Below are 19,959 nucleotides of genomic sequence, written 5' to 3' on the forward strand. Positions count from 1 at the left end.
GCGTTAGCTTCCACTGCGTCGACTTCGCTCGGCCGCTCTGCAGCCGAAGGAGTCTACCAAAAAACAACCGGTCTGTTGATGGGCTACGCGCATGAAGGACGCCGACGTCCACCAACCGAACACCTCATGAGGAGATGGAAGATGAGACTGCCCCTTCTCGCCATAGCTGCTGTCTTGCCGACGTTCGGCGCAGCACATGCCAACGATTTCGGCTCGCTCATGCAATTTCCGAGCTTTGACGGATTGTCCGCAAGACAGCCGCAGGCGACGCCATACACAGCCATGCCAGGCGGGGTCCCCGATTCCTCTTCCCAAGCCTCGCTGGGTGCATCGCCGGGTAGAATGCGGTTCCTGTTTTGGGAAGCACCGGTACGTTCCACGACCCGCAGCGCACCGCGCAGTTTCGGCCTCACGTCCTCCGACACGCTGACAGGTAGCGCTGCACATCTTGGCGCCAAGCCGCTCATTCCGTGCGTAGACAGCATGCCGCGCACCGACTGAGCCGACGGGAAAAAGGCCCGTTTGAAACAAACGAAACACTGCTCACCGATTCCAGAAAACGAGCTGAAATAGTAATGAACTAAAACAGAACGTCGCTGGTCTGGCGTCGCTCACGGACGGAGGTCCAAAAATGCCAACACTCACCATAAGATCCCCAGCTTCGGCTCTTGCCCCAACCTGGGCTGCGAAACTTCGCCTTGCCTTTCAGGCACACCGCGCGCGGCGGGCACACTACCGCGCCGTTCGGCACCTGTCCGAACTGGACGACTTCCTGCTGAAGGACATTGGCGTGCCCAGGTGCGAAATAGATTGGCTTGCCCATGGTTCTTCCGCTGGCCGGAGGCGTGGCCATGAAGATGACCTGGGCTGACTTGAACAGTCTTGATGTCGCTGAGGTTGACTTCAGGCCACCTGTGCTGGCGCTCCATGGTGCTGCCAGCAGCGGGCAACAATGGCATGGCCTCTCGGATTACCTCAGGGGCCGCTACCGGTTGCATGCACCAGATCTGGCCGGATATGGCGATGCGCAATTGAATGTTGCGCGCGGCATGGAGCAGATCGCCGCAAGCTTGATCGCAGCCATGCAGCGCAACGACGCGCCTATGCACGTCGTCGGCCATCTGCACGGCGCTGCACTCGCTATGGAAGTCGCAATGTCGCGGCCGGATCTAGTGCTTAGCCTTACACTCATCGAGCCCGCGGTTTATCACCTACTGCGCGACGGCGATCCAAACGACGTGGCCTTGTTTGCCGAGCTTTCCGTACTGGCTGAAGAAATCGATACCGCTGTCGGTGCCAATGTGCCGGCAGCGGCCATGCGCGCCTACATCGACTTCTGGCACGGCAAAGGCGCTTGGGGGAATTCCAGTGGCGCCCTTCGCCACAAACTTGCCGCGCAAGCGGCGCGGGTGGCCTCGGACTTCGCCGCTTCGCTTGCCAGATCATGGCCTTTGGGAAGCTGCGCCCGACTGGTTTGCCCGACGCTGGCAGTGATGGCGCTTGAAAGCCCGCTCGCCAGTCTACGCGTCACGGAGATGGTTGCGGAAGCGATTCCAGGCGCACGCTTGGTGATGGTCCCGGATGCGGGACATATGGCGCCGTTAACCGATCCCCATATCATCGACCCCTTGATTGCCGCTCATCTGAGAGCTGCCGATCGATCAGGACGCAATTTGCGGGCGTGGCACAATGCCCGCGCCTGGAGTTCAGCGGCGCGATAACCGGCACCCAACGGCCGCACGCCGTTTGGTTGCCAGGGCAAAGCCCGCTGCCTACGTTGCCTCCCAGCGATTGCGAATTCGGCCGGCCGGTTCGATGGGCGCACCCGCCAGACGGGCCTGGCTGCAGGCCCGCCTCCCCTGCAGACGCATACAGCGCCACGACCAACTCGCCCGAACTGCCTCTTCACCGCACCATCAAATCGCGATTTCAGCGCCGTCCGCGCGCCAGCCATCGTGCTTGGCTCCACCGCGCGGCTGAGCCCATGATCATTTCCGGATCGCAAGGAAACGTCCTTGTGACGGCCGGATCTTTCATTTTTCTTCGCTTCTCGCCTGATTGAAACAAACGAAACATTTATCGCCACGCTCGGAAAACAGCACGAAACAGAGGGCCGCTAGAAAGGGGACGTCGCCGATGTTGGCGTCGCCTCCCAAGTCCCAAGAAGGAAACACTCAATGAAGACCCTTGTTCTCGCAGCCGCTTCACTCGCCTTMATGTCCGGCGCCGCTCTGGCGTCATCCTCGAATGGTATGATCGCCAAGTTCAACCCGTACACGCGTGTCGTCACACTCGAGAGCGGCAAGAGTTTCACCATTCCGCGCGACGTTGCCCTTCCCGCCCTGCAGGTCGGCGAAAAGGTTTCTATTCAGCTCAACGACGAAGGTGACAAGGTCACCAACGTATTGCGGTAGATCTGATCCCCACGGATCTCCGCTGCAGGCAGCCTGACAGGCAGCCGCGAAGCCATGGGCGCCCGCTTCGCCCATGGCTTTTTGCATTGTCGAGTTCGCAAGCCGCGCAACACTCCTGCGCCGACGCCCCTCCCACGGCTCTCAAGCCTCTCGAGCGCCCGCACCCCGCCTACCCCGGATATGTCGCCGGTCTGGGTTGCCGAGCCCGGTTTTTCTCGAGGTGAATGGGTCACCCACACCGCATCCAGGATCAGCTTGACTTGGCTAGGCTGATTTGCGTGAGCCAACTCCCAGGAGGGCTGGCAAACGCCGATATGGCCAGCCGTCGCAATTGCGTCTGGCAGGGAATTTCGAACATCGCCGAGCGGAGCTACATGGGCTGGCTCATATGCTGAACCCTGGAACGCGCTTGGTCTTGCCGCTCAACTTGGCGCCAAAGGTCAAAAGTCCGGGAAAGTTCTGCACCAGAGATCCGGCGACAGCTGCCAGGTTCGGGCGCGCAACGACCCGGGCCAAAGCGCCCGCAGCATGGATGCGGACAAGAAACTGCCTTCGCCACAGGGCCGAATATCTTCGCCCGGCACTCTCTCGCAAAACCTTGTCGTGGGCACCGGTGCGAGCGAGTTCCGAAGCGAGCAGCCAGCCGGATTGAATCGCCATCGAGATTCCTTCGGCGACGATTGGATGTGCCTCTCCCGCCAAATTGCCAACGCGGAAAATGTCGTCTTCATAGCAAGAACGGATGCCCGGTCGTATTGGTCCCGCAGCAAGCCAGTTGCCCTCAAGCACTGCCCCAACGATCGTGTTCTCCACGCCTCGACAAGTCGCCGCGACATGCCTGAACACCACATCTCCCGCAGGCCTGCTGCCAGAGGCGGCTCGCACTTTTGCAAGGACATCGCGCCGGATGCAGCAGGAGATCGACAGGCGATCATTGTCGGACCAAACAATGCCGCCATAGCCGCCAGGGAAGACAAACAGAGGCATCAAGTCTTGGGGAAGTTGCGCGCCGCTGAAATGGGCCTTGAACGCGAAAAGGTCAGATGGACTGTGCGTCTTTGACAATCGGCTCGGCAGTTTCTCTGGCTCCCATGACCCGTGTGCCGCGATGACCACGGGAGCGCGAAGCATCAAATCCTTGTTCCCTGACGTTATCCGGACGGCCTGGCACTCGCCGTTTGCGGCTATTTCGACGGCATGCCATGGCTGGAAGACTTCGGCTCCCGCCTTTCGAGCCGCGTCCAGAAGCAGCGTGTCCAGCAGATCCCGACCCAAGGCTCGGCCGTACCCTCCCGCCGAAGTACGCGGCATGGGTGCCTCGATCATTCTCTCGGCAACGAACAGGCCAATGCTGTGAACTTCAGGACCTGCCTCGGCCCGCCAAGCATCCCCCACACCAAACCGGTCCAACAAGGCAAGGTTGGTCGCCGAGATGAATTCGCCGCAGACCTTGCGGCGCGGGAATTCGGTTCTTTCAATGATCGCTACAGTCCAACCTTGTTGGACAAGTCCCAGTGCTGCGGAAGAGCCTGCGGGGCCTGCCCCAATCACGATCGCATCGTAATTCATGCGCGCGCCCCTGACGAAATGTCAGTCGCTGTGAAGACATGGGTGAATGGTCCCGCACGCCACTCTTCGACAAAGCTTCCCGGCACATCTGGCCACAGACTGGATATTTCAGCTCCGCGGAATCCGGCACGGACGCTGGCCGGCGCATCATGCTGGGTGACCTCGTTCGCGCCAATCGCCCGCAGCAGGCGGGATGCGCTCAGGGCTAGGCGGCATCGGCGCGGCTCCGTAGCGAGGAACACACTTGTTTGCGGTCGCAGCTTCAAGAGTAACGTAGCCAGGTCCGCATCCGTGAAATGATGCAGGAACAGATTTGCCGTAGTGACCTCAAAACAAGGATGGTCCTCACGAGCCAACCACTCGAACACGTCGGCCGTCACGGGTTCCACCTGCCAGCCAAGCTTTGCAAAGTCTTCCCGGCGGTCTCGGGTAACGAGGTCGACGCGGTCTAGTAGCGTCAGCTTAACCCGAGGCCAGTACGTCGCCAGCCTGCGCGCGACCTTCAGCATGAATGTGCCGTCACCGGCTCCTATCTCGAGGATATGCGCTGGCGGCACCGAGACATGTCGCCGAAGCAGCCGAACCATCATCCCAACATGAAACATCAGCGCGTTGATGCGAATGAGGTCATGTCTGGAGGCTATCGCCCTCGGGTCGTCGGCTGAAAGGTCGTCGAGAATTTCAGGTGCGATCCGACGACATGTGAGTTCTGTCGACATGTGTTGCTCAGTTGACCGTTTGGAACATCATGGTCTCCGCCGTCAGCCCGGGCCCAAAGGCCATGGCGCAGCCCAGYAGTCCCGAGCGGCTTCCACGGAGCATTTTTTCTACGACAAACATCACTGTGGACGACGACATGTTGCCGTACTCCCGAAGCACTTGGCGCGAAGCATTCAATGCTTCCGGGCCGAGGCCCAGCGCCCGTTCGACTGCGTCGAGAACAGACCGTCCACCCGGGTGTACAGCCCAAAGGCCGACATCCCTAATTGAGGCGTGCGCCAGGATGTCGTTGACATTGCTGGTCAAGGCTTCGTGGATGGCGGCTGGAACCTGGCCGGAAAGGAACATCTCGAAACCGTTGTCGTGGATGCCCCAGGTCATCAAATCCCGTTTGTCCGCAGCCACGACCGCGTGGAAACTTTCGAGGCGGATTCCGTGGGGCTCGGATGTGACAAGTGCTGCTGCGCAACCATCGCCCCAAAGACAGAATGAAAGCAACTTCTCCAAATCGGTGGTCTCGTTGAGATGGAGCGTGCAGACTTCGATGTTTACGGCAAGAACCCGGGCCTTGGGGTCCGACCGAACGATGTGGCGCGCGAGCTTCAGGGCGCTGATAGCCGCATAACAACCCATGAAGCCTATCATCGTGCGCTCGACGGATGTCGGCAGCCCGCACATCGCCACGAGATCGAGATCGATACCTGGGGCGGAAAAACCTGTGCATGTCGTAACAAGAAGATGCGTGATGCGGCCACGGTCCTCGCCAACCAGGAGACGGTCTATGGCCTGTTGCGCGAGCTGGGGCGCAGCAGCTTCGAACATCTCCATGCGCTTGCGCGTCCCGGGAAAAGCGCCGCGAGCAAAGACTTCGCCGACGTCGAGCATCGCGCCGTTGGGATCGGTGGTGGGGGCAAAGCATGAATAGCGGTGTTCAATGCCTGCCTTGTCGGCCATACGAGCGAAAATTGCCTGGCGCCGCGGGTCGTCGGTGAGCAGTGAGGCCGCAAAATCGAGAAAAAATCGATGCACCTCGTGTTCGGGCACAGCGGTTGCGACACGGTTCACATAGGCGTCTGACGACATGGCCATACTCCTGACCTGTACTGTCCGATCGTGTGGTCGAAATTGCATTCGGCGCTGAAGCGAGCATCCAGGCCACGCCGCCATATATTAGAACGATCAAGCTGGCGGCGCGGTTCCACGCTCTGGTTGCGGAGCGTGGAACTCACTTTTCCGCCACTCAACACTCAACAACGTCCCTGGCGGGGAAATCGTCCCAGGAGCAATCATCATACCCATGCAATGGTCGAGGAACTCTGTGGGACCGACCGAGAGCGCAGATTTAGCTCCAATGATCAATTTTTCTTGCCACCGCAACGAACCGGGCACCCGTGCGTTGTTGTATACCAGTTGCGGAGGTTTCCCTTTTTGAACGCCCTTCCCTTCAATCTGCCAGTTCATGTCGGCGACGTGGACAACGTCGAGTGGGAAATTTCCACTATTCACGATGCGCTGACGTTTCTCGAAAGATGGCCCCAAGAACGTCGCGGCYCTATTTATCAGACGGCATTGAGAGCCTGTAAGGCCTCAAAGGAAGCACGGCTGCCCTGTGGCGACGGGCGACTAGCATTTATCGGCTTCGCGCGTTCGGCCGGCATTTTTCGATCAACTGCAATCCCGATTTCTGTTGCTCCAGCGCCTCTAACACCGCGCGAGAATTTTCCGACATAGCCATTTCGAAAGGCGGCAACGCGCCAACGGCGGCTGCGCGTATGCAACCGTCCCACACGCTGCAGGGCGGTATCAATGGGTCCATACTGATAAGGCAGGGAGCCCTTCGAAACTTTCTGCAGCGAGGTTGGGTATTGGCTGAAGCGCCGATGAAGGATTGAGCCCGCGTTCCTGTTCCTCCTGGCCAACGCATCCTACGGCTGGAATTTAGAGAGAGCCGACGGGAACGAATGCAGCGCCGCGACGTTGTTATCAGGTTGTAATTGAAGGAAAAAAGATGGCTGACGCACCGAAGGTTGATCCCCCTGACATCGCTGATATCCAAAAGACGCTCGAAAAGCAGATCTCCGAACTGCGCAAGGAGATAACCAAGATCAACAAATCCATTTCGAAGCGAAGTACGGCACTGTTGGACGATGCTCGCGACACCGCGAGCGAAGTCTATGACAGCGCATCGGGGCGTGCGTCGCAGGCAGCGCAGCAGCTCCGTACGCAAGCGCAGTCTGTATCAGAGGCTGCGCGCGAGAACCCGCGGACAACCGCTGCCTTGGTCGGCATGGCCACCTTCGTCGGCATATTGATTGGCTTGGCCGCTACAAAGGCATCGAGTGACGCAAGTGGTCGCTGGTACTGATCTCAACGATTGACCATCCGACTATAGCTATTGCAGCGGCACAGTTCGGTTTCCAAGGAGAGAGCCAAATGGCGTCATCAGTCCTAATCGGCATTCTGATCACATTTCTCGTGATCGTGTTGGTCCTTTACCTCGTCCAGCGGCTGCCTATCGACGGCAGAACGCGACAGATCGTCCAAATAATCGTGATCATTATCGGCATTATCTCACTGCTCAAGTATTTGGCAGTCTTCTAATAGGCTGTTTGGAAATGGGATTTGTGAGACTGCGCTTGCGCATGAAGTCTGCTTCAGAGCGTGGATGTGGAATGGGCGCGGATCGCGCCCATTGATGCCGGTTCCTGGTCAGCGTCGGCGGCCCCTCGATCATAGTCGACACAGGGCTTGACAGATCGCCAAGCCTTTCTGGGCCGCACTGCGACCTGGAGTGATCCTGAACCTGTCAAGGATCAATCCAACTGTTGGTGGTCCGCCCTGACATTTTGTCTCTGGGTACCGAGCCCTTCAATACCGAGCTCCACGATGTCCCCGACCTTGAGGTACCGCTGGGGCTTCATACCCATGCCGACGCCAGGCGGGGTGCCCGTGGAGATGATGTCTCCTGGTTGCAAGCTCATGAACTCGCTGAGATATGACACTAGGAACGCTACCCCGTAGACCATGGTGCGGGTGGAGCCGTCCTGCATGGTCTCTCCGTTGACCATCAGCCACATTCTCAGGTCCTGGGGATCCGCGACCTCGTCTTTGGTGATCAAAAAGGGACCGATAGGACCAAAGGTGTCGCAACTCTTGCCCTTGGTCCACTGACCCGAACGCTCGGTCTGGAAGGCACGTTCCGACACGTCGTTGATGACGCAGTAGCCAGCGACATGGTCGAGCGCATCACCTTCCGAAACATATTTCGCGGTTTTGCCGATAATGACGCCGAGCTCAACCTCCCAGTCGGTCTTCTGCGAGTTGCGCGGGATCAGGACGTCGTCGTCCGGGCCAACGATAGCCGAAGTCGCCTTCATGAAGATGATGGGCTCCGGCGGTACCGTCGCGCCAGTCTCGGCGGCATGGTCGGAATAGTTGAGGCCGATGCAGATGAACTTCCCGACTGACGTGACGCAAGCACCAATGCGCGGATTACCACTGACCAAAGGAAGCCCCTGAGGATCGATATTGGCCAGGCCAGCAAGCGCTGCAGGATCGAGTGCTATTCCGGCGAGATCCGTCACATGTTCGGAAAGGTCACGGATGTTGCCATCGGCATCCATCATGGCGGGACGCTCACGCCCCACGTCCCCATAGCGAAGAAGCTTCATGTCATCCTCAGTCGTTAGATCGTCCATCCGCCATCGATGGCGTAGGCTTGGCCGGTGGTATAGGTGGCGCCAGCGAGATAGACGGCAAGTTCAGCGATTTCTTCGGGCGTCCCAATCCGCCCCATTGGCTGACGGGCGATAAATGCGGCGCGAGCCTGTTCGTAGTCGCCCTGCGCTCGCATGCGATCGCCAAGCGAAGGACTTTCGACAGTTCCTGGGCAGATCGCATTGCAGCGAATGCCTTGCAACACGTAGTCGGCAGCGATGGCCTTTGTCAGCCCGACAACCGCTGCCTTTGTGACACCGTAGGCAAAACGGTTCGGCACGCCCTTAACGCTGCCGGCAACTGACGACATGTTGATGATCGCACCGTCCCGCCGCTCCAGCATGCCGGGTAGCACAGCACGAATGGTCCGGATCATCGAGCGCACATTGAGATTGATGGCGAAGTCGAGATCCTCGTCCTTCATATCGAGAATTGAGCCGGCATGGACAAAGCCCGCGCAGTTCAAAAGGACATCGACTTTGCCGATTTGTGCAAAAGCCGACCTGACGTTTTCGTCGTTCAGCACGTCCACCCGGCGCACCGCTATTCCTGGCTCGACCGCGAGTTCTACCAGCAGCCCTTCGTTGATGTCGGTCGCATAAACAGTCGCGCCCGCATTGGCAAACGCCAGCGCGCTCGCCCGACCTATCCCTTGCGCCGCGGCGGTCACTACCACCGTCTTGCCCTCAAGCTTTCCAGTCATTCACTTTGCCTCTCGATATTTGGGTATTGGCCACGCGCCGATAGCCCGTAGGGCTTCGTTGGCGCGCGTTTGCCAGATGTGCACAGATCGGACTATTGCGCAGGGTGTTACTCGGCGGCGGCCTTGAAGTCCTTTGAATAGGATTCGCCAAGGTTGGCAGCATTCTGGACCAGGGCCCTCATGTAGCCGAGGGCGAACGCCTTTCCTGCATGCCAAGGTGCCTCGCAGCTCATCTCGGGCGTATGGTCCGGAATGAGAACGCCATCATAATTTTCGTCGCGCAACACCCGCACAACTTCCGCCATGTCGATGTCGCCGTCGTCGACAAAGGTCTCGTGATACTTCGGCACTTTGCCGCTGACGTTTCGGAAATGGATATAGCCTATGCGTTTTCGCGCAGCGAAGCGGCGGACATGGCTATAGATTTCCGGTGTGCCGGGCATTTCCTGAAGAGAACCGAGGCACAATTCGAGGCCGTTCGATGGCGAGTCGACGATATCCATCAGCCGATCATACTTCTCGGGCCGATTAACTAGCCTTGCTGTGCCGCGCAGTTCCTCGGCCGGCGGATCGTCCGGGTGCGCAGCCAGCATCACGCCTGCTTCTTCGGCAACCGGAACCATTTCCTTCAGGAAATAGGTCAGACGCTCCCACAGCTCGGCGCTCGACACGCGAATGGGTGCGGCACCCGGCTTGCCGGTTCGGTATCGCATGTTCCACACCACCCCGTCGGGTATCGGAACCTGTGGATCGATCTCGGCAAGGTCGAGACCGACCGACATCGCGCCGCCTCTGGCATAGGCCCCCCGATCCCAGCCCCAGACCCCTGCGATCGAAAAATTGTAGCCGATGACCGGTACGCCGGCACGGCCGGCATCGGCGATCATGCGTTTCAACTGCTCGATCTGCTTTTGCCGGTTCGGGCCGTCCAGCAAAACATCCGACCAGAAGCGTGGGGAGAAGTTTTCCAGAGCCGCCAGCTCCAGGCCGTTGGCGCGGATGGTTTTCACGAGACTTGAAAGTTCTTCGAATGTCCAAGGCTCATCCGTGGAACAGTCACCCCAACCGTCGGTGTCGTTGCCACGGGAGAGCTGGGGGTTCTTGCCCTTGAAGTAGTTGGTCAGGTGAACGACCAGATGCGTTGCCCCGGCCTGTTGGGCGAAGCGAAAATTGTCGACAGTCAGGGAGTCGCGATAAAGGCCCAGTCCGATTTTCATTCGTCACCTATTTAACGCCGAGGCCGGCCTTCAGGCCGCCGTCGATCAAGAAATCGCCGCCCGTGCAAAACCGAGACCGGTCGGACGCGAGATAGGCGATCATCTCCGCCACCTCGTCGACTTCACCAATACGGCCGAGGGGGTGTGCAGCACCGAAACGACGGAATACGTCCTCGACGTCGGCATCGGGCCCATCGAAAGTGCGGGCAGCATATGCAAGCAGTGGCGTGCGAACCGAGCCTGGGCTCACCGAATTGACGCGGATCTGGCTCGCCGCGTGATCGATCGCGATTGCCCGCGTCAGCGCATGGATGGCACCTTTCGAAGCCACGTAGGCGGCGACGTTCTGCTGGCAAGCGTGCCCTTGCACCGAAGCGACATTGACGATCGAACCACCGCCGCGTTTCTCCATCAGCGGAATGCCGAAATGCGCGGTCAGATGGATCGAGCCGACGTTGACGGCAAGACAGCGCGCGAAGAGCGCGGCATCGGTGGTCACCACCGTGCCGTAGGGATGGATTGCAGCCGAGTTGACGATAATGTCCAGACCGCCGAATTCCCGCGCGAGCCTATCTACCGCCGCGCCAACCTGGTCGGCATTGGAAACGTCGGCTTTCGCTACGACAAGGCGCAAACCCTCGTCCGCCGCGAGTTTAGCCATCTCATCGTTCGCGGCCTCATCGATGCCGAGCGCGAGTACGGCCGCGCCAGCGCGGGCAAGCCGAAACGCCGCGCCACGCGCGATGCCAGAAGTACCGGTCACCAGCGCCACCTTGCCGCCGAATTCGCGGGAATAGTCGAAGCTCATCGGTCGCCTCCTGCTTTCAATCGTGCTTCTGCTTTGCTGGCGCGGAACCTTGCGGGGCCAGCAGCAATGAGGGCGCCGCCGCTTCGCCTTCGGCCGACGGCTCAAGAAACCGCCGCGCAAATTCCAGATGCCGGCTCATGAGATAGGCGTATGCGATGCGGTCGCGGCTACGCATCGCTGCGATGATCTCCCCATGCGCCCGAAACGTCTCGCCGAGCACGCTCGCATTCTTCTTGCCCACCGTCATGACGTGGCCGATCACTGGCGCTAGCAGCCGGTAAGTTTCCGTCAGCGTGCGGTTGCCGGTCAGTTCGATCAGCGCAAAATGGAAGGCAAAGTCGCAATCTGCCGCCTCTTGCGCCGAAGTCGCATCCAAAATACGGCTATTGATAGCGTCGAGCTGGTCGAAATCGGCATCGCTGGCGGATTGCAGAACCTGATCGCCCAGACCGACCTCGACGATGCGCCTGAAACCCTGCACGTCGAGAAAGGATGCCGGCGAGAGCTGCAGCTGAAAGGCGAACAGTTCGCGAATGGCTTCGTGGCTGCGGTCGCTGATGACGGCACCCGTCCTGGTCTGGGTGTCTATGAAACCGTAGGTCTTTACCACCCGCAGCGCTTCGCGGATCGTATTGCGGCTGGCGCCGAACATCTCGCACAGTTCGCGCTCGGTGGGCAGCGAATCCCCTACCGACAGGCTCTGAGCCCCGATCAGATTGCGGATCTGGTCGACGACGCGGTCCACCTGCGAAAGCCGGCTGGATGCGCGTTCTGTTTCATCGGGATTGTCTTGAACACTCAAAGTCGCGCTCGGCATTTGGTTGGACAAATGAGACGCCTATGTACCCATTTTTGAGAATGGTCAACTATCCAGCATCAAAAACGCCTTCATTAGCGGCCACCCCTTGATTCACGCTTGCCATTTGTCCAACAATTAAATAGGAACCCTGTCGATTTCGGAGGAACGACATATGCGCGAGTGCTGGCGGTGGTTCGGCGAGGACGATCCGGTAACGCTTTCCCATGTGAAGCAGGCGGGCGCGGTAGGCGTCGTTTCGGCCCTTCATCACATCTATGACGGATCGCGCTGGCCGCAGGAAGAAGTCGACCGTCGCCACGACATCATTCGCGCTGCCGGACTGACCTGGGACATTGTCGAAAGCATCCCCGTTCACAACGACATCAAGATCGACGGCCCACGCCGCGCCTTCTATGTCGACCAGTACAAGGATACGATCCGCGCCATAGCGTCGGCCGGCATCAAGATCATCTGCTACAATTTCATGCCGGTGGTCGACTGGGCGCGCACGGACCTGACCTGGCGCATGCCGACGACAGGTTACGCGCTGCGTTTCGACGCGATCGACTTTGCCGCTTACGACATCTTTGTCATCGAGCGCCCCAATGCGGCAGCTTCCTACAGCGAGAGCCGGATCAAGGAGGCCGAGGCGCGCTTCAAGGCGCTCAGCGCCGAAGCCATCGCCCAAATCGAGCGGAACCTGATTACCGGCCTGCCGGCGACCGAACGCAAATATGACCGCGCCTCGTTCAAGCAGGCCCTGCTCGACTACGCCTCGATGAGCCATTCGGACCTGCAGGCCAACCTGTTCAGCTTCCTCAAGGAGATTGTTCCCGTTGCCGAGGAGATGGGCGTCCGGCTATGCATCCACCCGGACGACCCGCCCTTCTCGCTGTTTGGCCTGCCGCGTATCGTTTCCACGGCCAACGATGCACGCGCCATCCTCGCCGCGGTCGACACCCAAACAAATGGGCTGACATTCTGCACCGGCTCCTACGGCACGCGCGCAGACAATGATCTGGTTGCCATGATCGAAGAGTTCGGCAGCCGCATTCATTTCGCCCATCTGCGCAACGTCAAGCGCGAAGACGACGGTTCCTTCCATGAAGACGAGCACCTGGAAGGTTCGACCGACATGATTGCGGTGGTCGCAGCGCTGATTGCTGAAGAACACGCCCGCAAGGCCGTAGGCCGCGAAGATTGCATCATCCCAATGCGCCCCGACCACGGCCACCTCCTCGCCGACGACATCGGCAAGACGCGCATCAATCCAGGCTACTCGCTGATCGGTCGGCTGAAGGGACTGGCGGAACTCAGGGGCGTCATGCGCACCGTCGAGCGCTATACGGCAGCCAGGCAAACGGCCGCCAGTAGCCCTGCACCAACGACGACACGACGCCACATCTGAGCCTGCAAACCGATTTATGATTTTCATATAGGCAAGAGACTTGCACAAATAAAAAAACCGAGTCATTGAATGGAGGCTCAAACGGAGCCGCCGGAGGACAGCTGGAAGTGATCAAATTGCGAGGATTGGCGTGGGACCATCGCCGCTGCTGGGGACCGCTGGATGCCAGCGTCATGCCCTATAGCGAAGCCCATCCCGACATTCAGATCGAATGGGATCGTCGCAGCCTCTACGAATTTGGCGAAGGCGCGCTCGCTGACGTTTTGTCTTCCTATGATCTCGTGATCTTCGACCACCCCTTCATCGGCGACATTGCCGCAGCGCATCTGATGGTGCCTTTCGACGGCTATCTCGCGCCCGAACAACTCAAGGCCTTCGCGGCGGACACCGTCGGAAAATCCTGGACATCCTACGCAAAGGCCGGACGGCAGTGGGCGCTTCCGATCGATGCGGCATGCCAGGTGGCCAGCTATCGGCCGGACCTCCTTGCTGCTTATGGCGCGCCGCCGGCAAACCACGCCGACCTGCTCGCCCTGGCGCGCAAGGTGCAGCAGCATGGAAAATGGATCGGCCTGCCCTCAGTGCCAACCGATGCCATGTGCCTGCTGCTAACATTCTGCGCGCAAAAGACCGGCAACGACGTCTACGGCTTCACCGACAGGAAGGTCGTTGAGAGCGCCATTGCCGATCTCAAGGAACTGGCTGCCCTTGCGCATCCGCTTTCGCGTCAGTGGAATCCGATCCGCTGCTACGACCACATGATCGCCAATGACGATGTGGTCTATGTCCCCTACGCATTTGGCTATGTGAACTATGCCTCGGCGACCGAGGGCCAACATCTCCGCTTCGCTGACATCCCAGCCGACAATTGCGCTGGCGCGCTGCTTGGCGGCGCAGGCATCGGGGTGAGCGCGCAATCGCCGCATCGTGACGCGGCGATGGCCTATGCGATTCATCTTTCGTCGCCCGAGTATCAGCGCGGTTTCTACGTCGATGCGGGCGGTCAGCCCGGCTCGCTATCGGCTTGGCAGGATGCGCGCGTGAATGCCGAGACCCGGAATTTCTTCAAAGACACACTCAAAACGATCCAGACGTCCTATCTGCGCCCTACCGACCTGGGCTTCATCACATTCTTTCGTGAGGCCGCTCCGAATGTCGCAAAGGCGATCTATGGCGAGTTGGCACCGGATGAATTGTGCAGCCTGCTCGAGCGACTCTACGCGGATGCTCACGATCAGCCGATGCGCAGCGAGGCGGCTCAATGACTCTCTCCAAGATCCTGGCCGCCAGCGAAGACAACGGAAAGAGCGAATACCGGGCTCCCGCTGCCGAAAAGGTACTCGACATCCTCGAGTTCATGGCCAGCCAGCCGGACGGCCTGACCCAGACTGAAATTTCGACGGGCCTTGGCCGCTCGATCCACGAGGTCTACCGCATCCTGTTGCTGCTGGAAAAACGTGGCTATCTGGTACGCACCAAAACAGACCGAATTCGTCTGTCGCTCAAGCTGTTCGAACTGGCACATATGCATCCTCCGGTGAACCGGCTGATCGAACGCGCGCTGCCGATCATGCGCGATCTCGCGGCCAATTCGGACCAGAGCTGCCACCTTGTCGTGCTCGACGACCTCAAGGTGATGATCGCCCTGCAAGTCGATTCGCCTTTGCCGATGCGCTACTCGGTCGCGCTAGGCTCGCGCTTTCCGGCGATGGAGACGAGTTCCGGGGCGGTCCTGCTGGCTGGCCTGCCCCGCGCAGAACGCGAAGCTGCAGTTGCGCGCATCGTGGAAGCCGGCGATGCCTATGGCTCGCAAACTGAAATCGAGGCTCGCCTCGAGGCGATCTGCGACCTTGGTCACGAGGTGCGCGCCTCATTGGTGGTCGATGCCTGCACCAACATCTCACTTCCGGTGCGTGACCACACCGGCTCGGTGATCGCGGCACTGACGGTGCCCTTCCTGCCGCAGAGGCAGGCCCGTTTCGACCGCGACGCCGTCTTGCGGACGACGGTGGAAGCAGCAGGGAGGATTTCGGCTGCACTCGGGGCTCCAGAGCATTTGCTCTAGGGCCAGGTGCGCACGAACCCGGGACGGCGGTTTCCGTCCAGATCGGTGACAGTCACGGCTGCACCAAAGGGAGAGAAGACAATGGCTTTGACCAAAACGTTGTTACTGGCTTCGGCAGCCGCCCTGATGGCGGTTTCCGCGCAGGCCCAGAACATGCCGAAGAAAATCGGCTACGTGACCAACTACGCCACGCATGAATGGTATCAGAACGTTATCAAGGGCATGCAGGTTCGCGGCAAGGAGCTCGGCATCGAAATCGAGGTCCAGGACGCCAATCTCGACATCGCCAAGCAGGTATCAGCAGCCGAGGACTTCATTGCGAAGGGCGTTGACGTTCTCATCATCACGCCGGTCAACGAAGAAGGGGTCGTGCCGCTGCTGCGCCAGGCCAAGGCCGCCAACATCCCGGTCGTGCTGGAAGGCAACCCGGTCAAGGGCATGACCACCATGGTCGCAATCTGCGACTACGACACCGGTTATTATTCCGGCGTGGCCGCCGGCAAATATGCCAAGGAAAAGCTTGGTGGCGTGGCGAAGGTGATGAATGTTGGCCTGCCGCTCCTGTCGGCTACGGTTCTGCGGTCGCAGGGCTTCATGGATGGCATCAAGACTGAAGTCCCCGATGCGGTGATGGTCCACGATCTAGACGGCGGCGGCAATCCAGACCGCGCACTCGAGGTGTCGTCAGCCGCTCTGGCAAAGAATGCCGACATCAACATCATCTATGGCATCAACGACAATTCATCGCTTGGCGGACTCCAAGCCTGGAAAGCCGCCGGCAAGTCGCAGGATGGGCTTCTGACCGTGGGCACCGGCGGCGAAGGCCTCGCCTTCATCAACGCGATCGAAAAAGAACCTTCCTATCGCATCGAGGCCGCAATGTTCCCGGAAAAGGAAGGTTTCACAGCGGTCGATGCCGCAGTGAAACTCTTCAACGGCGAAGCGGTGCCTGAGCACATCGTCAGCCCGACCGCGCCGATGATCGGCGAGGAGTGGAAGACGTACTACGACTACGATGGCAAAACCCGGTCCATCAAATGGGATACCGTCAACGCGCTTCAGGCTCCGGCCAAGTGCATGAAGACTTCGGCCGATCTCAAGAAGTAAGCCGCTGTGAACCGGCCCTGCCCGCGTCGGGCGGGGCCATATTTGCCGCGGTTCCACGCACCCCTGATGCCCCGTCCAGTTCGGGCGCATCGCCTGACACCGTGAGGTGGATAAGCAATGAGCGACATTTCCCAACCCGCCCCGCCCGGCCGATTCTCGCTTGGTCACATCGCCGGCAGCGGTCAGATCGTGCTCGGCGCAATCCTTTTGGCTTTGTGCGTGGCCATCTCAATTGCAGCGCCACAGTTCTATTCGGAAGCCAATATCATCGCGATCCTGCGCCAATGCGCACTGGTCCTCATCGTGGCCTCGGGCATGACAATGCTGATCATCACCGCGGAGGTCGACCTCTCCGTGGGCGCATCACTGGCCTTTGTCGGCTGCATCGGCATGGCAGTGCTCAACGCCACCGGCAGCCTCCCGCTGGGCTTGCTTGCTGGGCTTGCTTTTGCTGGCGGCGTTGGCCTCATCAACGGCCTGGTCGCCACGCGGCTCAGGGTAAATTCGCTAATCGGCACCATCGGCATGATGATGATGCTGCAGGGCGGCGTATACCTGTTTACCCGCGAGGCGGTTCAGAACCACCATCAGTTGCCGTCGTTCACCGCACTGGGTGCTGGCTACGTCGGTCCCTTCCCGATCGCGGTGATCCTTGCGGCTGCGATCTTTGCCGTCGCCTATGTCACGCTGCGATTCACCACGCTCGGCCGCTATCTGTATGCCGTCGGCGCCAACGAAAAGGCGGTCCGGTTGTCGGGCATCCGATCGGAGCGCCTGAAGCTGTTCGCATTTGTGGTCACCGGCCTGTGCGTCGGCGTCGCCGGTCTCGTTCTGGCGTCCCTGATGAATGCCGGCCAGCCGACTGCGGGCCGCGGCTTCGAACTCACGGTCATCGCCGCTGTCATCCTTGGCGGCACCAGCTTGAGCGGAGGTCGAGGAACGCTGTTCGGCACCCTGCTCGGCGTTCTGGTCCTCAAGGTCATCGACAATGGCATCATCATTCTCGGCTGGAACCAGGACCTGCAGATGGTCGTGCCGGGCGTCGTCATTGTGCTGGCGACCTATCTCGACCTGGTACGGAGCAAGCGCAATGACCGCTGATCTTTCTCACCTTGGCGGACAGGGTGACCCGGGCGTCCCCGCTCTCGAAATGCGCGGCATCGGCAAGCGATTTCCCGGCGTGCTGGCGCTCGAAAATGTCGACCTGACGCTGGAGCCGGGCAAGGTCCATGCCTTGATGGGCGAGAATGGCGCGGGAAAATCGACGCTGATCAAGATCATGGCCGGCGTCTACCAGCGAGACACCGGCACGATCCGGGTCCGCGACCGCGAGGTCGCCATCAAGTCCCCGCGCGACAGCCTGCGCGAAGGCATCAAGGTCGTGTTCCAGGAGATCGCTTTGATCTCCGAATTCACGGTCGCCGAGAACATCTTCCTCGAGGGTTACCCCACAGGCAAAACCGGATCGATCGACTGGAAGAAAATCAAGGCGGATGCGGCGGCACTGTTCCACCGGATCGGCTTCAACGTCGATCCTGCCGCGCGCACCGGCTCGCTGCCGGTCAGCCAGCAGCAGATGGTCGAGATCGCCCGGGCACTCGCCCATGAGGCGAGCGTCGTGGTCATGGACGAGCCCACTTCATCGCTGACGCCGAACGAAGTCGCGCTGCTGTTCACGGTGATCCGGCGCCTCACCTCGCTTGGCATTGCTGTTGTCTATGTCAGTCACAAGCTGGACGAGGTTTTCGAGATCGCCGACACCGTCACGGTGTTGCGCGACGGACGCCACATCTCGACCAAGCCGATCGCCGAGCACACTCATGATACGCTGGTGCAGGACATGATCGGCCGTCGCATCGAGAACCTGTTTCCGCGCCAGCGTGGCGCGGCCGGTACCAGCGTCGCGCTGTCGGTGCAGGGCCTGTCCACCACCCGAAAGCTCAAGAATGTCAGCTTCGAGGCCCGCGCCGGCGAAGTGCTCGGCTTCTTCGGGCTGATGGGCGCGGGACGCACCGAGCTCGCCAAGGCCATCGTCGGCTTCGACCCAATCAGTGCCGGCATCATCATGATCGATGGCAAGGCGCTTGTGCCGCACAATACCGGCAGCGGCGTCAAGCTGGGCATCGGCCTTCTGTCCGAGGATCGCAAGACCGAGGGTCTGATGGGCGAACTGCCGGTCTACCAGAATGCCAGCCTGGCATCCCTGGAACGCTTCGCTTCGGGCGGGTTCGTCGATACGGCGAAAGAAAGGAAGGAGGTTCAGAACTATGTCGACCTCTTCCGGATCAAGACGCCCAGCCTGTTCCAGCAGATAAAGAACCTGTCTGGCGGAAACCAGCAGAAGGTTCTGATCGCGCGCTGGCTGATGCGCGGCCTCAAGGTCATCGTTGTCGACGAACCGACGCGCGGCATCGACGTTGGCGCGAAGTCCGAGATCTTCGCGCTCATCGACCGGCTTGCCGGCGAAGGCTTGGCGGTGGTGATGATGACGTCCGAAATGCCTGAACTGCTCGGCCTTTCCGACCGCATCGTCGTGATGTGCGAGGGCCGCCTTACAGCGACGATGTCGCGAGACGACGCCACGCAGGAAAATATCCTGAACGCCGCGATCGGCTCGAAGGGAAAGGACGCCGCATGACCATCGCCCTTCAATCGACCCGCAGCCAGCCATCGATGCTGGCGCGTATCTTCCGCCGCCAAGAGGTCGCGTTGCTGGTCTGCCTGATCGTCGTTCTGGCGTTCTTTTCGTTCACGGCGGACAATTTCTTTTCCGCCCGCAACATCACCAACGTCCTTGGCCAAGCCTCGCTGCCATTGATCGCAGGCATCGGCTGTGCCCTCGTCTTCATTTCAGGCGAAGTTGATATCTCGATCGGTTCGTTGCTGGCAGCTATTGCGCTGCCACTGATCGTCATCATGAACGATACCAACTCGATGGCGCTCGGTATTGCCGGGGCGCTGGCGATTGGTCTGACCATAGGCATCGTCAACGGTTACCTGACGGCCTATGTCGGCATCAATTCGCTGATCGTGACGCTGGGCATGATGTTTGTCCTGCGCGGCGGCGTCTATCTCTATACCGGACAGCGCGCCATCCCCGACAACGCATCGCTCGACAGTTTCGTCGCGCTCGCGGATGGCCGCCTCTTCAACTTCCTTCCCTATTCGGCCGTCATCGCCATCGTCCTGCTCGTAGCCTTCGGTTACATGATGCGTCACCGGCCATTCGGCAGACAAATCTATGCGGTTGGCGGCAATCCAGAGGTCGCGCGGCTCGCCGGCTACGACGTGCGCCGCGTCAAGTTCATCTGCTTCGTCATCAGTTCGCTACTCGCAACAGTCGCAGGCATCATCTTGGCGGCCCGGGTCGGTTCGGCACAGCACACCGCCGGTCTGACCTTCGAATTCCAGGTCGTCGCAGCAACAGTACTT

The 19,959-nt window shown here is 60.1% G+C and carries 22 protein-coding genes; 14 read left to right on the forward strand and 8 right to left on the reverse strand.

From position 1 onward, the window contains the following. The first annotated feature begins 141 nt into the window (after positions 1 to 141). The 4 genes from AC1DWF_RS20240 to AC1DWF_RS20255 all read left to right on the forward strand — a co-directional run bounded on the left by AC1DWF_RS20240 (position 142) and on the right by AC1DWF_RS20255 (position 2,414). The gene (locus AC1DWF_RS20240; RefSeq protein WP_476786159.1) at positions 142 to 501 is read left to right on the forward strand and encodes a hypothetical protein; all 360 of its coding nucleotides are present in this window, start codon (positions 142 to 144) and stop codon (positions 499 to 501) included. A gap of 130 nt (positions 502 to 631) precedes the next feature. Beyond that, the gene (locus AC1DWF_RS20245) at positions 632 to 871 is read left to right on the forward strand and encodes a DUF1127 domain-containing protein (protein ID WP_476786160.1); all 240 of its coding nucleotides are present in this window, start codon (positions 632 to 634) and stop codon (positions 869 to 871) included. Continuing rightward, the gene (locus AC1DWF_RS20250; RefSeq protein WP_476788469.1) at positions 852 to 1,721 is read left to right on the forward strand and encodes an alpha/beta fold hydrolase; all 870 of its coding nucleotides are present in this window, start codon (positions 852 to 854) and stop codon (positions 1,719 to 1,721) included. The genes AC1DWF_RS20245 and AC1DWF_RS20250 overlap by 20 nt, the downstream gene beginning before the upstream one ends. Before the next feature lie 456 nt (positions 1,722 to 2,177). After that, the gene (locus AC1DWF_RS20255; RefSeq protein ID WP_476841981.1) at positions 2,178 to 2,414 is read left to right on the forward strand and encodes a DUF1344 domain-containing protein; all 237 of its coding nucleotides are present in this window, start codon (positions 2,178 to 2,180) and stop codon (positions 2,412 to 2,414) included. Between the two features lie 384 nt (positions 2,415 to 2,798). Here the strand turns inward: AC1DWF_RS20255 and AC1DWF_RS20260 are convergent, their stop codons facing one another. From AC1DWF_RS20260 to AC1DWF_RS20270, 3 genes are read right to left on the reverse strand one after another with little or no spacing between them, the layout of a single operon-like run. Further along, on the reverse strand, positions 2,799 to 3,983 hold the full coding sequence (locus AC1DWF_RS20260) for an NAD(P)/FAD-dependent oxidoreductase (protein ID WP_476786453.1): 1,185 nt from the start codon (positions 3,981 to 3,983) through the stop codon (positions 2,799 to 2,801). Further along, positions 3,980 to 4,702, reverse strand: coding sequence for a methyltransferase domain-containing protein (locus tag AC1DWF_RS20265; protein ID WP_476786454.1), 723 nt, complete (start codon positions 4,700 to 4,702; stop codon positions 3,980 to 3,982). The genes AC1DWF_RS20260 and AC1DWF_RS20265 overlap by 4 nt, the downstream gene beginning before the upstream one ends. Before the next feature lie 7 nt (positions 4,703 to 4,709). Then, on the reverse strand, positions 4,710 to 5,786 hold the full coding sequence (locus AC1DWF_RS20270) for a type III polyketide synthase (RefSeq protein WP_476786455.1): 1,077 nt from the start codon (positions 5,784 to 5,786) through the stop codon (positions 4,710 to 4,712). 219 nt (positions 5,787 to 6,005) lie between these two features. Here AC1DWF_RS20270 and AC1DWF_RS20275 point away from each other — a divergent pair, with 219 nt between their 5' ends. The 3 genes from AC1DWF_RS20275 to AC1DWF_RS20285 all read left to right on the forward strand — a co-directional run bounded on the left by AC1DWF_RS20275 (position 6,006) and on the right by AC1DWF_RS20285 (position 7,304). Then, complete coding sequence (locus tag AC1DWF_RS20275) at positions 6,006 to 6,434, forward strand: DUF982 domain-containing protein (RefSeq protein WP_476841982.1); 429 nt, start codon at positions 6,006 to 6,008, stop codon at positions 6,432 to 6,434. A 277-nt stretch (positions 6,435 to 6,711) separates the two neighbouring features. Next, complete coding sequence (locus AC1DWF_RS20280; RefSeq protein ID WP_476787304.1) at positions 6,712 to 7,068, forward strand: hypothetical protein; 357 nt, start codon at positions 6,712 to 6,714, stop codon at positions 7,066 to 7,068. A gap of 68 nt (positions 7,069 to 7,136) precedes the next feature. Then, the gene (locus AC1DWF_RS20285) at positions 7,137 to 7,304 is read left to right on the forward strand and encodes a Thivi_2564 family membrane protein (RefSeq protein WP_476788468.1); all 168 of its coding nucleotides are present in this window, start codon (positions 7,137 to 7,139) and stop codon (positions 7,302 to 7,304) included. 212 nt (positions 7,305 to 7,516) lie between these two features. On the opposite strand, the gene AC1DWF_RS20290 is transcribed toward AC1DWF_RS20285, so the two are convergent. The 5 genes from AC1DWF_RS20290 to AC1DWF_RS20310 all read right to left on the reverse strand — a co-directional run bounded on the left by AC1DWF_RS20290 (position 7,517) and on the right by AC1DWF_RS20310 (position 11,893). Continuing rightward, positions 7,517 to 8,374, reverse strand: a complete 858-nt coding sequence (locus AC1DWF_RS20290) for a fumarylacetoacetate hydrolase family protein (RefSeq protein WP_476788467.1) — start codon at positions 8,372 to 8,374, stop codon at positions 7,517 to 7,519. A 14-nt stretch (positions 8,375 to 8,388) separates the two neighbouring features. Next, a complete protein-coding gene (locus tag AC1DWF_RS20295) occupies positions 8,389 to 9,123 on the reverse strand; it encodes an SDR family oxidoreductase (RefSeq protein ID WP_476788466.1) in 735 nt (244 codons plus the stop codon). 107 nt (positions 9,124 to 9,230) lie between these two features. Further along, positions 9,231 to 10,340 (reverse strand): mannonate dehydratase, encoded by a 1,110-nt coding sequence (locus AC1DWF_RS20300; RefSeq protein WP_476788465.1) that lies wholly within the window; start codon positions 10,338 to 10,340, stop codon positions 9,231 to 9,233. Between the two features lie 7 nt (positions 10,341 to 10,347). Next, positions 10,348 to 11,148, reverse strand: a complete 801-nt coding sequence (locus AC1DWF_RS20305) for an SDR family NAD(P)-dependent oxidoreductase (RefSeq protein WP_476786079.1) — start codon at positions 11,146 to 11,148, stop codon at positions 10,348 to 10,350. 16 nt (positions 11,149 to 11,164) lie between these two features. Continuing rightward, positions 11,165 to 11,893: a FadR/GntR family transcriptional regulator gene (locus tag AC1DWF_RS20310; protein ID WP_476841983.1), complete on the reverse strand. Its 729-nt coding sequence runs from the start codon at positions 11,891 to 11,893 to the stop codon at positions 11,165 to 11,167. A 226-nt stretch (positions 11,894 to 12,119) separates the two neighbouring features. On the opposite strand from AC1DWF_RS20310, the gene uxuA reads away from it, so the two are divergent. From uxuA to AC1DWF_RS20345, 7 genes are all read left to right on the forward strand, one after another. Then, positions 12,120 to 13,355 carry a mannonate dehydratase gene (gene uxuA / locus AC1DWF_RS20315; protein ID WP_476783097.1) on the forward strand — a complete coding sequence of 412 codons (1,236 nt, stop codon included), beginning with the start codon at positions 12,120 to 12,122 and terminating at the stop codon, positions 13,353 to 13,355. 173 nt (positions 13,356 to 13,528) lie between these two features. After that, positions 13,529 to 14,620 carry an ABC transporter substrate-binding protein gene (locus AC1DWF_RS20320; RefSeq protein WP_476783098.1) on the forward strand — a complete coding sequence of 364 codons (1,092 nt, stop codon included), beginning with the start codon at positions 13,529 to 13,531 and terminating at the stop codon, positions 14,618 to 14,620. After that, complete coding sequence (locus tag AC1DWF_RS20325) at positions 14,617 to 15,420, forward strand: IclR family transcriptional regulator (protein WP_476783099.1); 804 nt, start codon at positions 14,617 to 14,619, stop codon at positions 15,418 to 15,420. Before AC1DWF_RS20320 ends, AC1DWF_RS20325 begins: the two co-directional genes overlap by 4 nt. Before the next feature lie 81 nt (positions 15,421 to 15,501). Then, on the forward strand, positions 15,502 to 16,527 hold the full coding sequence (locus tag AC1DWF_RS20330; protein WP_476788463.1) for a sugar ABC transporter substrate-binding protein: 1,026 nt from the start codon (positions 15,502 to 15,504) through the stop codon (positions 16,525 to 16,527). A 117-nt stretch (positions 16,528 to 16,644) separates the two neighbouring features. Then, a complete protein-coding gene (locus tag AC1DWF_RS20335; RefSeq protein WP_476788462.1) occupies positions 16,645 to 17,628 on the forward strand; it encodes an ABC transporter permease in 984 nt (327 codons plus the stop codon). After that, positions 17,618 to 19,165: a sugar ABC transporter ATP-binding protein gene (locus tag AC1DWF_RS20340; protein ID WP_476788461.1), complete on the forward strand. Its 1,548-nt coding sequence runs from the start codon at positions 17,618 to 17,620 to the stop codon at positions 19,163 to 19,165. The genes AC1DWF_RS20335 and AC1DWF_RS20340 overlap by 11 nt, the downstream gene beginning before the upstream one ends. Beyond that, positions 19,162 to 19,959 (forward strand): ABC transporter permease (locus AC1DWF_RS20345; RefSeq protein ID WP_476841984.1); only part of this gene is annotated, 798 nt, incomplete at its 3' end. The genes AC1DWF_RS20340 and AC1DWF_RS20345, both read left to right, overlap by 4 nt.

This window comes from Aminobacter sp. P4_D5 (assembly GCF_056401815.1).

What these genes read in the sequence shown, in the direction of transcription:
- AC1DWF_RS20240 (WP_476786159.1), top strand. Translation starts at nt 142, where the DNA reads ATGAGACTGCCCCTTCTCGCCATAGCTGCTGTCTTGCCGACGTTCGGC.
- AC1DWF_RS20245 (WP_476786160.1), top strand. Translation starts at nt 632, where the DNA reads ATGCCAACACTCACCATAAGATCCCCAGCTTCGGCTCTTGCCCCAACC.
- AC1DWF_RS20250 (WP_476788469.1), top strand. Translation starts at nt 852, where the DNA reads ATGAAGATGACCTGGGCTGACTTGAACAGTCTTGATGTCGCTGAGGTT.
- AC1DWF_RS20260 (WP_476786453.1), bottom strand. Translation starts at nt 3,983, where the DNA reads ATGAATTACGATGCGATCGTGATTGGGGCAGGCCCCGCAGGCTCTTCC.
- AC1DWF_RS20265 (WP_476786454.1), bottom strand. Translation starts at nt 4,702, where the DNA reads ATGTCGACAGAACTCACATGTCGTCGGATCGCACCTGAAATTCTCGAC.
- AC1DWF_RS20280 (WP_476787304.1), top strand. Translation starts at nt 6,712, where the DNA reads ATGGCTGACGCACCGAAGGTTGATCCCCCTGACATCGCTGATATCCAA.
- AC1DWF_RS20285 (WP_476788468.1), top strand. Translation starts at nt 7,137, where the DNA reads ATGGCGTCATCAGTCCTAATCGGCATTCTGATCACATTTCTCGTGATC.
- AC1DWF_RS20290 (WP_476788467.1), bottom strand. Translation starts at nt 8,374, where the DNA reads ATGAAGCTTCTTCGCTATGGGGACGTGGGGCGTGAGCGTCCCGCCATG.
- AC1DWF_RS20295 (WP_476788466.1), bottom strand. Translation starts at nt 9,123, where the DNA reads ATGACTGGAAAGCTTGAGGGCAAGACGGTGGTAGTGACCGCCGCGGCG.
- AC1DWF_RS20300 (WP_476788465.1), bottom strand. Translation starts at nt 10,340, where the DNA reads ATGAAAATCGGACTGGGCCTTTATCGCGACTCCCTGACTGTCGACAAT.
- AC1DWF_RS20305 (WP_476786079.1), bottom strand. Translation starts at nt 11,148, where the DNA reads ATGAGCTTCGACTATTCCCGCGAATTCGGCGGCAAGGTGGCGCTGGTG.
- uxuA (WP_476783097.1), top strand. Translation starts at nt 12,120, where the DNA reads ATGCGCGAGTGCTGGCGGTGGTTCGGCGAGGACGATCCGGTAACGCTT.
- AC1DWF_RS20320 (WP_476783098.1), top strand. Translation starts at nt 13,529, where the DNA reads ATGCCCTATAGCGAAGCCCATCCCGACATTCAGATCGAATGGGATCGT.
- AC1DWF_RS20325 (WP_476783099.1), top strand. Translation starts at nt 14,617, where the DNA reads ATGACTCTCTCCAAGATCCTGGCCGCCAGCGAAGACAACGGAAAGAGC.
- AC1DWF_RS20330 (WP_476788463.1), top strand. Translation starts at nt 15,502, where the DNA reads ATGGCTTTGACCAAAACGTTGTTACTGGCTTCGGCAGCCGCCCTGATG.
- AC1DWF_RS20335 (WP_476788462.1), top strand. Translation starts at nt 16,645, where the DNA reads ATGAGCGACATTTCCCAACCCGCCCCGCCCGGCCGATTCTCGCTTGGT.
- AC1DWF_RS20340 (WP_476788461.1), top strand. Translation starts at nt 17,618, where the DNA reads ATGACCGCTGATCTTTCTCACCTTGGCGGACAGGGTGACCCGGGCGTC.